The 13808-nt window shown below is 70.5% G+C and carries 12 protein-coding genes; 9 read left to right on the top strand and 3 right to left on the bottom strand.

All coding sequences use genetic code 11. The annotated features are described in order from the left end of the window. Nucleotides 1-89: 89 nt before the first annotated feature. Entirely contained in the window at nucleotides 90-2978 is a 2889-nt protein-coding gene (locus OG299_RS11700; protein ID WP_327361464.1) for a vitamin B12-dependent ribonucleotide reductase, read from the top strand. 102 nt (nucleotides 2979-3080) lie between these two features. Here OG299_RS11700 and OG299_RS11695 read toward each other — a convergent pair whose 3' ends face one another. Continuing rightward, the gene (locus OG299_RS11695) at nucleotides 3081-3476 is read right to left on the bottom strand and encodes a winged helix-turn-helix transcriptional regulator (protein ID WP_266636098.1); all 396 of its coding nucleotides are present in this window, start codon (nucleotides 3474-3476) and stop codon (nucleotides 3081-3083) included. A gap of 68 nt (nucleotides 3477-3544) precedes the next feature. On the opposite strand from OG299_RS11695, the gene OG299_RS11690 reads away from it, so the two are divergent. Beyond that, on the top strand, nucleotides 3545-4261 hold the full coding sequence (locus OG299_RS11690) for a nitroreductase family protein (protein ID WP_266636096.1): 717 nt from the start codon (nucleotides 3545-3547) through the stop codon (nucleotides 4259-4261). A gap of 91 nt (nucleotides 4262-4352) precedes the next feature. Here OG299_RS11690 and OG299_RS11685 read toward each other — a convergent pair whose 3' ends face one another. Continuing rightward, entirely contained in the window at nucleotides 4353-5312 is a 960-nt protein-coding gene (locus OG299_RS11685; RefSeq protein WP_327361463.1) for a DUF1152 domain-containing protein, read from the bottom strand. Between the two features lie 93 nt (nucleotides 5313-5405). On the opposite strand from OG299_RS11685, the gene OG299_RS11680 reads away from it, so the two are divergent. The 5 genes from OG299_RS11680 to OG299_RS11660 all read left to right on the top strand — a co-directional run bounded on the left by OG299_RS11680 (nucleotide 5406) and on the right by OG299_RS11660 (nucleotide 10598). Then, nucleotides 5406-6257: an arylamine N-acetyltransferase family protein gene (locus tag OG299_RS11680; RefSeq protein ID WP_327361462.1), complete on the top strand. Its 852-nt coding sequence runs from the start codon at nucleotides 5406-5408 to the stop codon at nucleotides 6255-6257. 32 nt (nucleotides 6258-6289) lie between these two features. Further along, nucleotides 6290-6895, top strand: a complete 606-nt coding sequence (locus tag OG299_RS11675; protein ID WP_053787769.1) for a YdbC family protein — start codon at nucleotides 6290-6292, stop codon at nucleotides 6893-6895. A 73-nt stretch (nucleotides 6896-6968) separates the two neighbouring features. Continuing rightward, nucleotides 6969-7628 (top strand): histidine phosphatase family protein, encoded by a 660-nt coding sequence (locus tag OG299_RS11670; RefSeq protein ID WP_327361461.1) that lies wholly within the window; start codon nucleotides 6969-6971, stop codon nucleotides 7626-7628. An 11-nt stretch (nucleotides 7629-7639) separates the two neighbouring features. Next, nucleotides 7640-8557 carry an ADP-ribosylglycohydrolase family protein gene (locus tag OG299_RS11665; protein WP_266636047.1) on the top strand — a complete coding sequence of 306 codons (918 nt, stop codon included), beginning with the start codon at nucleotides 7640-7642 and terminating at the stop codon, nucleotides 8555-8557. 220 nt (nucleotides 8558-8777) lie between these two features. Next, on the top strand, nucleotides 8778-10598 hold the full coding sequence (locus OG299_RS11660) for a DUF4153 domain-containing protein (RefSeq protein ID WP_327361460.1): 1821 nt from the start codon (nucleotides 8778-8780) through the stop codon (nucleotides 10596-10598). 82 nt (nucleotides 10599-10680) lie between these two features. Here the strand turns inward: OG299_RS11660 and OG299_RS11655 are convergent, their stop codons facing one another. After that, nucleotides 10681-12234 (bottom strand): MFS transporter, encoded by a 1554-nt coding sequence (locus tag OG299_RS11655; protein ID WP_266636045.1) that lies wholly within the window; start codon nucleotides 12232-12234, stop codon nucleotides 10681-10683. A 141-nt stretch (nucleotides 12235-12375) separates the two neighbouring features. Here OG299_RS11655 and OG299_RS11650 point away from each other — a divergent pair, with 141 nt between their 5' ends. Further along, nucleotides 12376-12978, top strand: a complete 603-nt coding sequence (locus OG299_RS11650) for a TetR/AcrR family transcriptional regulator (RefSeq protein ID WP_266636420.1) — start codon at nucleotides 12376-12378, stop codon at nucleotides 12976-12978. A gap of 69 nt (nucleotides 12979-13047) precedes the next feature. Further along, on the top strand, nucleotides 13048-13758 hold the full coding sequence (locus tag OG299_RS11645; protein ID WP_327361459.1) for a ribonuclease HII: 711 nt from the start codon (nucleotides 13048-13050) through the stop codon (nucleotides 13756-13758). The last annotated feature ends 50 nt before the right edge of the window (nucleotides 13759-13808 follow it).

The raw sequence follows: 13808 nt of genomic DNA, 5'->3' as shown, positions 1-13808 counted from the left end.
GGCGAAGAAACGTAGATACAAGACAGACCGTGCCGCGGAATAACGCTGGCACTTTAGGGCGTTTTTGCCCGCATATGGGAGGAAGCGGCATGACAGAGACGGCGAGCAGCTCGGCACGAGGGTCCCGTGCGAAGGGGACCAAGACTGCCAAGAGCGGCCTTCGGATCGAGCGCATCCACACCACCCCCGGCGTGCACCCGTACGACGAGGTGAGCTGGGAGCGCCGTGACGTCGTCATGACCAACTGGCGCGACGGCTCGGTGAACTTCGAGCAGCGTGGCGTCGAGTTCCCCGACTTCTGGTCGGTCAACGCGGTCAACATCGTCACCAGCAAGTACTTCCGCGGCGCGGTCGGCACCCCGCAGCGCGAGACCGGTCTCAAGCAGCTCATCGACCGCATCGTGAAGACGTACACGAAGGCCGGCGAGGACTACGACTACTTCGCGTCCCCCGCCGACGCGGAGATCTTCGAGCACGAGCTGACCTACGCCCTCCTGCACCAGATCTTCAGCTTCAACTCGCCGGTGTGGTTCAACGTGGGCACGCCCCAGCCGCAGCAGGTCTCCGCCTGCTTCATCCTCGCCGTCGACGACTCCATGGAGTCGATCCTCGACTGGTACAAGGAAGAGGGCATGATCTTCAAGGGCGGCTCCGGCGCCGGCCTGAACCTCTCCCGCATCCGCTCCTCCAAGGAGCTCCTCTCCTCCGGCGGCAACGCCTCCGGTCCCGTCTCCTTCATGCGCGGCGCCGACGCGTCCGCAGGAACGATCAAGTCGGGCGGCGCCACCCGCCGCGCGGCCAAGATGGTCGTCCTGGACGTGGACCACCCGGACGTCGAGGACTTCATCGCCACCAAGGTGAAGGAAGAGGAGAAGATCCGCGCCCTGCGCGACGCGGGCTTCGACATGGACCTGGGTGGCGACGACATCACGTCCGTCCAGTACCAGAACGCCAACAACTCCGTCCGCGTGAACGACGAGTTCATGACGGCCGTCGAGAACGGCACCGAGTTCGGCCTGCGGGCCCGCATGACCGGCGAGGTCATCGAGAAGATCGACGCCAAGGCGCTCTTCCGCAAGCTGGCCGAGGCCGCGTGGGCCTGCGCCGACCCGGGCATCCAGTACGACGGTGTGATCAACAACTGGCACACCTGCCCCGAGTCCGGCCGCATCACCGCGTCCAACCCGTGCAGCGAGTACATGCACCTGGACAACACGTCCTGCAACCTCGCCTCGCTGAACCTGATGAAGTTCCTGAACGACGACGGCAAGGGCAACCAGTCCTTCGACGCCGAGCGCTTCGCCAAGGTCGTCGAGCTCGTCATCACCGCGATGGACATCTCGATCTGCTTCGCGGACTTCCCGACGCAGAAGATCGGCGAGAACACCCGCGCCTTCCGCCAGCTGGGCATCGGCTACGCCAACCTCGGCGCCCTGCTGATGGCGACCGGCCACGCGTACGACTCGGACGGCGGCCGCACCCTCGCCGCGTCGATCACCTCGCTGATGACCGGCACCGCGTACAAGCGCTCCGCCGAGCTGGCCGCCATCGTCGGCCCGTACGACGGCTACGCCCGCAACGCCGAGGCGCACAAGCGCGTCATGAAGCAGCACGCCGACGCCAACGGTGTCGCGCCGCGCACCGACGACCTGGACAACTCGATCTGGGCTGCGGCCACCGAGGCCTGGCAGGACGTCCTGCGCCTCGGCGAGAAGAACGGCTTCCGCAACTCCCAGGCCTCCGTCCTCGCGCCGACCGGCACCATCGGTCTCGCGATGTCCTGCGACACCACCGGTGTCGAGCCGGACCTGGCCCTGGTCAAGTTCAAGAAGCTCGTCGGCGGCGGCTCGATGCAGATCGTCAACGGCACCGTCCCGCAGGCCCTGCGCCGCCTGGGTTACCAGGAGGAGCAGATCGAGGCGATCGTCGCGCACATCGCCGAGCACGGCGTGGTCGTCGACGCCCCGGGTCTGAAGACCGAGCACTACTCGGTCTTCGACTGCGCGATGGGCGAGCGTTCCATCTCCGCGATGGGTCACGTCCGCATGATGGCCGCGATCCAGCCCTGGATCTCCGGCGCGATCTCGAAGACGGTCAACATGCCGGAGACGGCGACCGTCGAGGAGATCGAGGAGATCTACTTCGAGGCGTGGAAGATGGGCGTCAAGGCGCTCGCGATCTACCGCGACAACTGCAAGGTCGGCCAGCCCCTCTCCGCGAAGAAGAAGGAAGAGGAGAAGGTGGAGGTCACCGCCAAGGCGGAGGACACCATCCGCGCGGCGGTCGAGAAGGTCATCGAGTACCGCCCCGTCCGCAAGCGCCTTCCCAAGGGCCGCCCGGGCATCACCACCTCCTTCACCGTGGGTGGCGCCGAGGGTTACATGACCGCGAACTCCTACCCGGACGACGGCCTGGGCGAGGTCTTCCTGAAGATGTCCAAGCAGGGTTCGACCCTCGCGGGCATGATGGACGCCTTCTCGATCGCCGTCTCGGTCGGTCTGCAGTACGGCGTCCCGCTGGAGACGTACGTCTCGAAGTTCACGAACATGCGCTTCGAGCCGGCCGGGATGACGGACGACCCGGACGTGCGGATGGCGCAGTCGATCGTCGACTACATCTTCCGCCGCCTGGCTCTCGACTTCCTGCCCTTCGAGACCCGCTCGGCGCTCGGCATCCACACCGCCGAGGAGCGTCAGCGCCACCTGGACACCGGCTCGTACGAGCCGCTCGAGGACGACCTCGACACGGAGTCCCTGGCCCAGTCGGCCCCGCTGGCCGCCGTCCCGGCTGCCCCGAAGCCGGCCGCGGTCCTCGAGGTCCAGGCTCCGAAGACGGCGCACTCCAACGCCGAACTGGTCGAGATGCAGCTCGGCGTCTCCGCCGACGCCCCGCTCTGCTTCTCGTGCGGTACGAAGATGCAGCGCGCAGGCTCCTGCTACATCTGCGAGGGCTGCGGCTCGACCAGCGGCTGCAGCTGAAAGTAGGCGCCCACCAGGCATGAAGTGCCTGGTCAAAGCGGGGAGTCGGTGAAATGCCGGCTCCCCGTCGGCGTCATTGCCCGTTGTGTCCGATGCGACTGCTCAGGTGGCTTCCGCCGCCTCCGAGGTGCTCCGGGCCCGGGCCCGCTCGATCTCGTTGATATGGGTTTCGGTCCATTGGCGGAGTGCGCTGATCGGCTCCGCCAGACTGCGACCGAGCTCCGTCAGGTCGTATTCGACTCGGGGCGGGATGGTGGGGTACACGGTGCGGGTGACGAACCCGTCGGCCTCCAGGCCGCGCAACGTCTGGGTGAGCATCTTCTGTGAGACACCCTCGATGCGCCGCATCAAGTCGGTGTACCGCAGGGTCCCTTCGAGGAGGGCGTCCACGACGAGGATCGTCCACTTGCCGGAGATGTGGTCGAGGACCTGGCGCGTCGGGCACTTTGCGGAGTAGACGTCGGCAGGTAGTCCGGAGGCTTCCACCATGGTCTTCATGGCGGGAGAGTAGCGCACAAAAAGGTGCCCTCTTCCCGATGGAGAGTCACTCTCCAATAGTGAGTGACATGACGAGCCACACGATGTCTGTCGCAGAAGCGATCCGCACCCGCCGCACCGTCCGCCACTACCGGCCCGACCCGATTCCGCCGAGCACGCTCGAAGCGCTCCTCGATCTCGCGGTCGAGGCCCCCACCAGCTGGAACCTGCAGGACCGGTCGATCGTCGTGGTGTCCGCAGGAGAAGGCCGTGCGGGGCTGGCATGGGCTACCGGAGGCCAGCCCCAGCCCCAAGAGGCCCCGGTCGTACTGGTCTTCGTCGCCGAGCCGCAGGCCTGGCGCGATGACCACGGCGACGTCCATGAGCAGGCGCGGCGCAGCGGAGCATGGGACGACGAGTTCATCGCGATGTTCTCCGCCGCGTCGAGGGCCTTCCAGGAGGATCTCGATCGGCGCGGTCTGCTTCGGGAGTACGCGGTCAAGGACGCCATGATCGCGGCCTCGTTCCTGATGCTCGCTGCTACGGAGATGGGTCTGGCGACCTCGCCCATGAACGGTTGGGACGAAGCCAAGGTGAAGAAGGTGATCGGGATCGACGGCCGTGACGACCTGGCCATAGCCCTGTTGGTCTCGGTCGGCTACCCGGCGGAGGAACGGCGCCATCCAGGTCGGCGTGCCACGGATCGCAACGTCTTCCACGGATCGCACGGGCCCCGCGACGCGGGGAATACTGCGCCCCAGGAACAAGTGATCTCCACCAGTACACGGCTGAACGCCGCTCCTTGAGCGGCTGACGGAGCGGGGACCGGCACATCGTGCCGGTCCCCGCTCCGTCATCGGGTGACGCATGACGGCGTCGTGCGGCGGGGCGGGCGGGTCAGTGGGGGATACGGCGGGGTGGGCGGGGGACGAGTTCGTCGCGGAATTCCGCGATCCGGGAGTGGACCTGGCGCATCAGGTGGGTGTCCTCGATGCGGTACAGGTAGAGGCAGCGCGCGGCGAGGCCCGGCAGGTCGAAGGCGAAACACAGTGACATCAGCGGGTTGATGAAGAGCTCGCTGCCGCTCGTGCGGGTCGTGAACCGGACGTCGCCGAAGGAGCCGCGGACGGCCGCGGCGATCGAGCCGTTGACGATGCTGGGGCGGTCCGGGGTGTACTCCTGGGCGTGGGCCACGGCGTCGAGGAAGAGCGCGCCCTCACGGGTGGCGCGCGGAATGGAGAAGGCGCCGAGGTACGCGCCCTCGCGCTCCAGCGCCGCGATGTTCTCCAGCACGAGGGCGTGGCTGACCCCGTGGTACGCGTCCACGCCGAAGCCGACCGATACGACCAGGCGCTCCGGTACGTCGTCCAGCGCGGCCAGCGCCGCGACGCTGGTCAGGTCCTCTTCGGGGGTCCCGAGGCCCGCTTCGTCGCCGCGCATCAGGATGTCCGTGCCGCCGTCGACCAGCACGATCGCGTCGATGCGGTGGAGGTCGACCAGCGCGCGGTAGGCGGCGCGCAGCGGCTGCACCCCGGTCTGCGGGAAGGCGTAGACGGTGGCCGGGTAGCCGTGCGCCTCCAGCCACTGGGCCAGCGTCCGTTCGGGGAAGTAGGCCTGGTGGGGCGCGGTGCGCGGGGTGATGGCGGCGAGGTCGGGAGCCGCCCAGTCCTCGATGGGCAGCCCGGCGAGGTGGCTGAAGGAGAGGTTCGCCAGGTGGACCTCCTTGCCCTGGTGGATGAGGGAGAGGGCGATGGGGAGGCCGGCGTAGACGTCGAAGCCGCCGCCCGCCCCCGCCACCAGGATGCGCTCGGCGCCGGCGAGGCGGTCGAAGAGCGGGTTGGTGTGCAGGGCGGTCATGGAGATCATTGTGCGGGGCGTGGAAGCGCCGCCGCCCGAAATTTACCGGGAGCCGCGATGGCGGCCGGGGCGGATGGGAGACGGGGGAGACACATGTGGAGCGGTGACCAGCTGGATCTCGATGCCTATCTGGCGCGGATCGGATACGACGGGCCCGTCGGGGAGGACGGGGAACTCCGGCCGGACCTCGGGACGTTGTACGCAGTGCACCGGGCCCACACCGGTGCCATCACCTTCGAGAACCTGGACGTGCTGCTCGGTCGCCCCGTTGAGCTGGGCGTCAAGGCCCTCGAGGACAAGCTCGTGCACGACCGCCGCGGCGGCTACTGCTACGAGCAGAACTCGCTGCTGGCCGCGGCCCTGGAGCGGATCGGCTTCGAGGTCTCCGGGCGCGGCGCCCGCAACCGCACCCGGGGGGACACCCTGCTCGCGGTGACGCACGCCGTCCTCGTCGCCACCGTCGAGGGGGAACCCTGGCTGTGCGACGCCGGGTTCGGCCACCAGGGCCCGCGCGAGCCCGTCCCGCTTGCGCAGCCCGGAGCCGAAGTCGTGCAGGGGGAGTGGACGTACGCCGTCCGCGAGGAGGGCGACGGGATCCTCGTGCTGTGCATGCTGCGCGAGGGGGCCTGGCGGGACCTGTACGCGTTCTCCCCGCAGCCCTACTACCCCGTCGACTACGTCCTGCTCAACCACTACAGCTCCTCCCACCCCCGCTCCGCCTTCGTCGGGCAGGTGATCGTCCAGCACCCGGGCGACCCCGTCCACCACCCCGTTCGCCGGGCGCTCGTGGGGCGCGAGCTCACCGGGCTGTACGCCGACGGGCGGGTCGAGAGGCGTTCGGTGGACCCCGACGAGCTGCTCGCGCTGCTCGACCGGGAGTTCGGGCTTCGGCTGTCCGGGCGGGATGCGGAGGAACTGGCGCGGATCAACCGCCGTAGGGACTGACCGGGGCCGCGCCGGGCCCGTACGATGGCGCGGTGCTGGTCAAGTGGATTCGCTGCACGGTGACGGACCGACGCGGGTTCGAGCGCGGGCAGCGCAAATGGGCGGGGCTGCCTGGCGAGCCGGGATTCCGGGGACAGGGTGGCGGCTGGAGCCGGGGGAGGCAGGGGGTCGCGCATGTCTTTGCGTTCTGGGAGAGCCGTTCCTTCTACGACTCCTTCATGGCCCGGTCGTACGACCGGCTGGCCGCGGCCCAGACCGGCACGTACACCAATGCGCGGGTCACGCTCTTCGACCACCGCTTCGACGTGAAGACCGGCTTCGAGCCGCGGTTCACCGACGCGGACGTCGTGCGCGTGGCCCACACCCGGGTGCGGGAGGGCCGCGTGGACCACTTCGCCCTCATGCAGGAGAAGGTGTGGAACCCCGCCATGGCCGGCTCACCCGGAATGATCCGCGGCCTCTTCGGGGAGGCCCCCGGCCGGGAGTTCCTCGTACTGTCGATGTGGCATGCCGCCGCCGAACACGGCAAGTACCGTCAGGAACGGGTCGAACGGCTCTCGCTGCGCGCCCAGACCGAGGCCGACGTGGAAGCCCTCACCGGTGACGTCGTCGACCTCGAATCGTCCTGGACGGTATGACCGTAGGACGATCGGCGGGCCCGACCGGCGTGCCCGGGTGCCCGGCCCGCCGGTGGCCGAATAGGGTCGGGGAATGGCACGACCACGGCGCATCGTCCTTGTCCGGCACGGGGAATCGGAGGGCAATGCCGATGACACGGTGTACGAGCGGGAGCCCGACCACGCCCTGCGCCTGACCCGCCGGGGGCACGAAGAGGCCGCGGAGGCCGGCGTACGGCTGCGCGAGCTGTTCGGCGACGAAGCCGTCAGCGCATACGTCTCCCCCTACCGCCGGACCCTGCAGACCTTCCGGGAGCTGCGGCTGGACCCGGCGCGGGTCCGGATGCGCGAGGAGCCGAGGCTGCGGGAGCAGGACTGGGGGAACTGGCAGGACCGCGACGACGTACGGCTGCAGAAGGCGTACCGCGACGCGTACGGGCACTTCTTCTACCGCTTCGCGCAGGGCGAGTCGGGCGCGGACGTCTACGACCGCGTCGGATCCTTCCTGGAGAGCCTCTACCGCAGCTTCGAGGCCCCGGACCATCCGCAGAACGTCCTGCTCGTGACCCACGGCCTGACCATGCGGCTGTTCTGCATGCGCTGGTTCCACTGGTCGGTGGCCGAGTTCGAGGCCCTCTCCAACCCCCGGAACGGCGAATTCAGGGTGCTTCTGCCGGGTCCGGACGGCCGATACCGGATGGACCGCCCGTTTGAGCGGTGGACCACACCGGAGCCTTATGACCTGGACGGCTAAAGTGACGCGGGATGACCGCTGACTCCTCTTCCGAAAGGCGCTACGCACGCGCCATGGCCAGCCTCCGCGGGCTGGCTCTGGGTGACGCCCTGGGCTCCCAGTACTTCGTCCCCGTGAACTACCCCCTCCTCAAGCGCCGCGAGCTGCCCGCCGGCACCGAGACCTGGCAGTGGACCGATGACACCGAGATGGCCTGCTCGGTGGTCGCCGTCCTCGCCGCACACGGACGGATCGACCAGGACGCCCTGGCGAGTTCGTTCGCCCACCACCACGACTTCGACCGCGGTTACGGGCCCGCCGTGAACCGGATGCTGCGGCTCGTCCGGGAGGGCGAGGACTGGCGCACGCTGGCCGCCGAGCTGTTCAACGGGCAGGGCTCGTGGGGCAACGGCGCGGCGATGCGCATCGCGCCGCTGGGCGCCTGGTACGCCGACGACCCCGAGCAGGCCACGCACCAGGCGGAGATCTCCGCCTACACCACCCACCAGCACCGCGAGGCGGTGTGCGGGGCGATGGCCGTCGCCGCGGCGGCCGCACTGGCGGCAGCTCCGACCGGTCCGCCGAAGGCCGCCGACCTGCTGGACGGGGTGATCGCGCTGGTGCCGCGCAGCGCCGTGGGCGCGGGGCTGCGGCGGGCACGGGACATGCTGGACTACGGCGACGCGACCACGGTCGCGGCGGTACTGGGCTGCGGGCGGCGCACGAGCGCCCACGACACCGTGCCGTTCGCCCTGTGGTCGGCGGCGCGGTCGCTGGACGACTACGAGCGGGCGTTCTGGACCACCGCGCAGGTGGGCGGTGACGTCGACACGACCTGCGCGATCGTCGGCGGAGTGCTGGGGGCGCGCGGGGACGAAGTGCTGCCCGCCGCCTGGCTGGCCCGTACGGAGGCCCTGCCGGCCTGGCTGCCGGAGACGGCGGCGCGTTAGCCGACGGCGCGGTGGCCCGTGGCCAAGCCGCCGGGCCGCCTGACCGCCTGGCCGGGGGAGCGGGCGTCCACGGTGGGCGATATGACCCGTTCTGATTGTCACGGTCCTGCCACAGGGCCCCTTCCGGTGTGGCTGAAGCCGCACGTCACGGGCCTACCCTGTCCGCGCGCTGCCGCCCTCGTCGTGACGACGGGGGCGGCCGACAGGGGAGGGGAACCCGATGTCAGAGAACACCGACGGGGTGGCCGACGCCGCGGCCGGGGACGCGGTCGGGGGCACGGCTGCCGATCCGGCGCAGCCGGCTCCGGCAACAGCGGGGCCGCCCGCAGCCGCCGGTCCGCCCGCAGACTCGGCGGCAGGGTCCGGCACGGCAGCTGTCCCGGAGCCGACCCCGGCACAGCCCGCGGCGCCTTCGGCGGCAGGGTCTGCCGCCGGATCTCCGGGCCACGGGCCGGCCGCCGGCGTGGCGCCGGCGGGGTGGGATCCCAAGGCGTGGCGGACCTATCAAGTGCGCCGGCAGCGGGCCGAGTCCGGGGCGTGGTCCATCGCGCCGCTCGCCTGGGCCGAAGCCGCGCGGCCGGGACTGGCCGGGCCCGTGCCCACCGCCGTGCTGGTCTGCGCCGTCGTCGCCGGCATCGCCTCGGCCCTCTTCCTCGGCGACGGTCTGGGCCCCGGCCTGCTGCTCGCCGTCGTGCCCGCCATCGCCGCCGCGTACGTCGCCGCCCGTACGGCCCGGCGTACAGCCCGCCCCTGGACCCTGGTCTGGGCGGTCGGCTGCGTGGCCCTCCTCGCCGTACCCGCGCTGCGCGACGCCGGCTGGCCGTCCACCCTCGCGCTGCTCGCCGCCGTCCTGCTCGGCGCACTGGCCCTGCACGGCAGCCGCACCTGGCCCGGCGTCCTGCTCAGCCCGCTCGGCTTCGTCGACGCCACCGTGCTCGGGATCCGCTGGGCCTGGAGCGGGCTGCGCTCGCGCGGCAGCGGGGTCGACCGCAGCCGCTGGCTGCCCGTGGCCAAGGCAGCGCTGGTGGCCGTGGTCCTGCTGGTGCTCTTCGGCGCCCTCTTCGCCTCCGCCGACGCCGCCTTCGCGGACCTGCTGAGCGGGCTGACCCCCGACGTCTCCGTCGGCGACAGCCCGGTGCGCTTCCTGCTGTTCCTGCTCGGAGCCCTTCTCGCACTCGCCGCCGCCCGCGCCGCCGCGGCGCCCTCGCGCTGGGACCGGATCCGGGTGGCGCCCGGAAAGCCGCGCTCCCGCGTCGAATGGGCGCTTCCGCTCGTCGTGCTCAACCTGCTCTTCGCCGGCTTCAACGCCGTCCAGCTGGCCGTCCTGTTCGGCGGGTACGACAAGGTCTTGGAGAGCACCGGGCTCACCTACGCCGAGTACGCCCGCCAGGGCTTCTGGCAGCTGCTCTGGGCCACCCTGCTCACCCTCGCCGTGATCGCCCTCGCCCTGCGCTGGGCCCCGCGCGCCGGAGCCGGCGACCGGGGCTTCGTCCGCGTGGTCCTGGGCACGCTGTGTGCGCTGACCCTGGTCGTGGTCGCTTCCGCGCTGCGCCGGATGGACCTGTACGTGGACGCGTACGGACTGACCCGGCTGCGCGTGTCGGTGGCCGCGATGGAGCTCTGGCTCGGGCTGGTCATCGTACTGATTATGGCTGCCGGGGTGTTCGGCGCGAGCCGGCTGCCACGCCTGGTCGCGGGGAGCGCGGCCGCCGCCGTCCTGGTATTCGGGCTGCTGTCCCCGGACGGGATGGTCGCCGAGAAGAACGTGGCCCGCTACCAGCAGGACGGCAAGATCGACCTGGCCTACTTCCAGTCCCTGTCGGCGGATGCGGTGCCCGCCCTGGACCGGCTGCCCGAACCCCGCCGCTCCTGCGCGCTGCGGGGTATCAACAACGAGCTGTCGAGGGGCGGTCGGGTGCCCTGGTACGCGATGAGCCTCGGTGAGTACCGGGCCCGGCAGATCCTTCGCGAGCGCCCGGTGAAGGCCTCGTACGAGGTCTGCTCGAGCCTGGGCACCTTCCACAGCCGCACCATCGGCTAGCCGCCCGGCGGCGGATCCGTACGAGGGCCCGGGCGCGGGATCGTTCATCCCCGCGCCCGGGCCTGCGTACGGACGACCGGGCTCAGGCGGCCGGACCGGCCTCCGCGGCGGCGCCGTTGAGGGCCTCCAGGTCGCTCTTGCGCACCCTGATCACCAGCAGCGCGGTGGCCAGCGCGAGCCCGGCCATGGCGACGGCCGCGGTGAACGCGGTGGAGATGCCCTGGGTGAGGACGAGGTCCCCCCAGGGGTCGGGCAGCCGCCCGGTCTCCTTGAACGCGGCCATCTGATCGGGGTCCGCGTGGGCCATGAAGTCCGGCACCTGCTTCTCGCCCTCGCTCCGGCTGGCCGTACCGAAGACGGTGACCAGGATCGACAGGCCGAGCGAGCCGCCGACCTGCTGGCTGGCGTTGAGCAGCCCGGAGGCCGCGCCCGCCTCCCGCTGGGCGACCCCGGAGACGGCGGTGAGGGTGAGCGTCACGAAGTTCAGGCCCATGCCGAAACCGAACATCAGCATCGGCCCGAGGACCCCGGAGACGTACGAGCTGTCGGTGCGGATGAGGGTCAGCCAGGCCAGTCCGAGGCCGGTGAGGCCGGATCCGGCGACCATGAACGGCTTGGGGCCGAAGCGCGGCAGGAAGCGCTGCGAGAGGCCTGCGGCGGTGACGATCGCGACGGTCACGGGCAGGAAGCCGAGCCCAGACCGGATCGGGGAGAAGTCCAGCACGTTCTGGACGAACTGGACGATGAAGAAGAACATGCCGAACATCGCGGCGGCGAGGCCGAGCATGATCAGGTACGTGCCCGCGCGGTTGCGGTCGGCGAACATCCGCAGCGGGATGATCGGCTCGTGGGCCCGCGACTCGATGGCCACGAAGAGCGCGAGCAGGACGACGGCCGCCGTGAAAGAGGTGAGGGTGAGCCCGTCGCGCCAGCCGTCCTCGGAGGCGCGGATGAACCCGTAGACGAGCGCGGCCATGCCGCCGGTGGAGGTGAGGGCGCCCGCGATGTCGAACCGGCCCGGGTGGCGCTCGGACTCGGTGATGTACAGCGGCGCGAGCACGGCGATCAGCACGCCGATCGGCACGTTGACGAAGAGCACCCAACGCCAGTCGAGCCACTCGGTCAGCATCCCGCCGGCCAGCAGGCCGATCGCGCCGCCGCCCGCGGAGACGGCGGCGAACACCCCGAACGCCCGGTTGCGCTCGGGGCCTTCGGCGAACGTGGTGGTGATCAGGGCCAGCGAGGTCGGCGAGGCGATCGCGCCGCCGACCCCCTGCAGGGCGCGGGCGGCGAGCAGTTGCCAGGGCTCCTGTGCGAAGCCGCCGAGCAGGGAGGCCAGGGTGAACAGCAGGATGCCCGTCATGAACACGCGGCGCCGGCCGAGGATGTCGCCGGCCCGGCCGCCGAGCAGCAGGAGCCCGCCGAAGGCCAGCGTGTACGCGCTGATGACCCAGGACAGGTCGGTGGTGGAGAAGGAGAGGGCGGTCTGGATGTGCGGAAGTGCGATGTTCACGATCGTCGCGTCGAGGACGACCATCAGCTGGCACGCGGCGATGACCGTGAGCGCCACGCCCGGGCGGCCTTCCCGGCGGGCCGCGCCCGGTATCCGGGGCGTGGCGAGTTGAGAGCCTTTCACCGTGGAACCCCCCATAGTGAAATAGTGAACGCATCCGTTCACTGAGGGTCCACGGTAGGAGGCCCTTGATAGTGAACGCAACCGTTCACTAAGGCTGAAAACGCGTGCGAGGGGCGCGTGGGTCGGCCGGAGGCAGAGGTGATGGTGGGTTCGCGCTGGTCAGCGACGTCACCGGGGCGCAGGCGGGGTCCGGAACTCGAACGGGCGATTCTCGACGCGGCCTTGGAGCAGCTGAGCACCGTCGGCTGGAACGCGCTCACCATGGAGGGCGTCGCGGCCGGCGCGCACACCGGCAAGGCGGCGGTGTACCGGCGCTGGCCCTCGAAGGCGGACCTGGTGGCCGACGTGCTGCGGACCGGGCTGCCGCCGATCGGGGCGATCGCCGACCACGGATCGATCCGGGGCGACCTCATCCGGTTGTGTGTGCGGATGCGGGACGTGATGGAGTCGCGGGCCGGCCAGGCGCTGCGGGCTGTCCTTCACGAATGCGACCACGCCCATGCGGGTCGGTTCCACGACGTCATCCGGGCGGGGCTGCACGAGCCCGCCCACCGGTTGATCAGGGACCTTGTCCAGCGGGGGATCGAGCGGGGAGACGTGCGGCCGGATGCGACCGGTCCGTTCGTCGCCGACGTCATTCCGGCGATGATGATGTACGGCGCGAAGGTGTGCGGGAGCGAATGGACGGATCCGGACATCGCGGAGATGATCGATCAGGTCATGGTGCCGCTGCTCAGGGCGTGAGACGGCGTACCGACTCCACCCGGGCCGGGGTGTGCAGGCGGCTCGGGGCGGCGTAACCTTGCTGGCGCCATGCCGTACGAAGCACCCACCCACACCGTCGAACGCTCCCTCCGTGCAACCACCGGCGCCAAGGTCATCGCCGGGGTCGACGAAGTCGGACGAGGGGCCTGGGCCGGTCCGGTCACCGTGTGCGCGGCGATCACCGGTCTGCGCCGGCCGCCCGCAGGGCTCACCGACTCCAAACTGCTCACCCAAAAACGCCGCGACGCGCTCCTCGACGTCCTCGAGACCTGGGTCACCGCGTACGCCCTGGGGCATGCCTCGCCGGAGGAGATCGACGAACTCGGGATGACCGCCGCCCTGCGGCTCGCCGCGGAGCGCGCCTTGGAGGCGCTGCCCGTGCGGCCCGACGCGGTGATCCTCGACGGCAAGCACGACTATCTCGGCCCGCCCTGGCGGGTTCGTACGGTGATCAAGGGCGACCAGTCCTGCGTCGCCGTCGCGGCGGCCTCGGTGATCGCCAAGGTCAGGCGCGACCGCATGATGGCCGAACTCGGTCAACAGGGCGGCGGCATTCAGGACTTCGCCTTCGGTGACAACGCCGGATACCCCTCGCCCGTGCACCGGGCCGCGCTCGAGGAACTCGGGCCGACCCCGTACCACCGGCTCTCGTGGTCGTACCTCGACGCGCTGCCCCGGTGGCGCCACCTCAAGAAGGTGCGCCGCAGCGAGGAGTCGGTGGAGCTGGAAAACGGAGGCCAACTCGGCTTCGATTTCTGATCGCACCCACGTGCCACCCGCCGGTACGTTTCGTACCGGTGTTTGATAGA

The organism is Streptomyces sp. NBC_01296 (assembly GCF_035984415.1).
Classification (GTDB): domain Bacteria; phylum Actinomycetota; class Actinomycetes; order Streptomycetales; family Streptomycetaceae; genus Streptomyces.
This window is presented reverse-complemented; position numbering and strand designations above follow the sequence as displayed.

Coding starts and splice junctions, on each gene's coding strand:
- OG299_RS11690 (WP_266636096.1), top strand. CDS start 3,545: ATGACGAGCCACACGATGTCTGTCGCAGAAGCGATCCGCACCCGCCGC.
- OG299_RS11680 (WP_327361462.1), top strand. CDS start 5,406: ATGTGGAGCGGTGACCAGCTGGATCTCGATGCCTATCTGGCGCGGATC.
- OG299_RS11695 (WP_266636098.1), bottom strand. CDS start 3,476: ATGAAGACCATGGTGGAAGCCTCCGGACTACCTGCCGACGTCTACTCC.
- OG299_RS11665 (WP_266636047.1), top strand. CDS start 7,640: ATGACCGCTGACTCCTCTTCCGAAAGGCGCTACGCACGCGCCATGGCC.
- OG299_RS11700 (WP_327361464.1), top strand. CDS start 90: ATGACAGAGACGGCGAGCAGCTCGGCACGAGGGTCCCGTGCGAAGGGG.
- OG299_RS11685 (WP_327361463.1), bottom strand. CDS start 5,312: ATGACCGCCCTGCACACCAACCCGCTCTTCGACCGCCTCGCCGGCGCC.
- OG299_RS11660 (WP_327361460.1), top strand. CDS start 8,778: ATGTCAGAGAACACCGACGGGGTGGCCGACGCCGCGGCCGGGGACGCG.
- OG299_RS11645 (WP_327361459.1), top strand. CDS start 13,048: ATGCCGTACGAAGCACCCACCCACACCGTCGAACGCTCCCTCCGTGCA.
- OG299_RS11670 (WP_327361461.1), top strand. CDS start 6,969: ATGGCACGACCACGGCGCATCGTCCTTGTCCGGCACGGGGAATCGGAG.
- OG299_RS11650 (WP_266636420.1), top strand. CDS start 12,376: ATGGTGGGTTCGCGCTGGTCAGCGACGTCACCGGGGCGCAGGCGGGGT.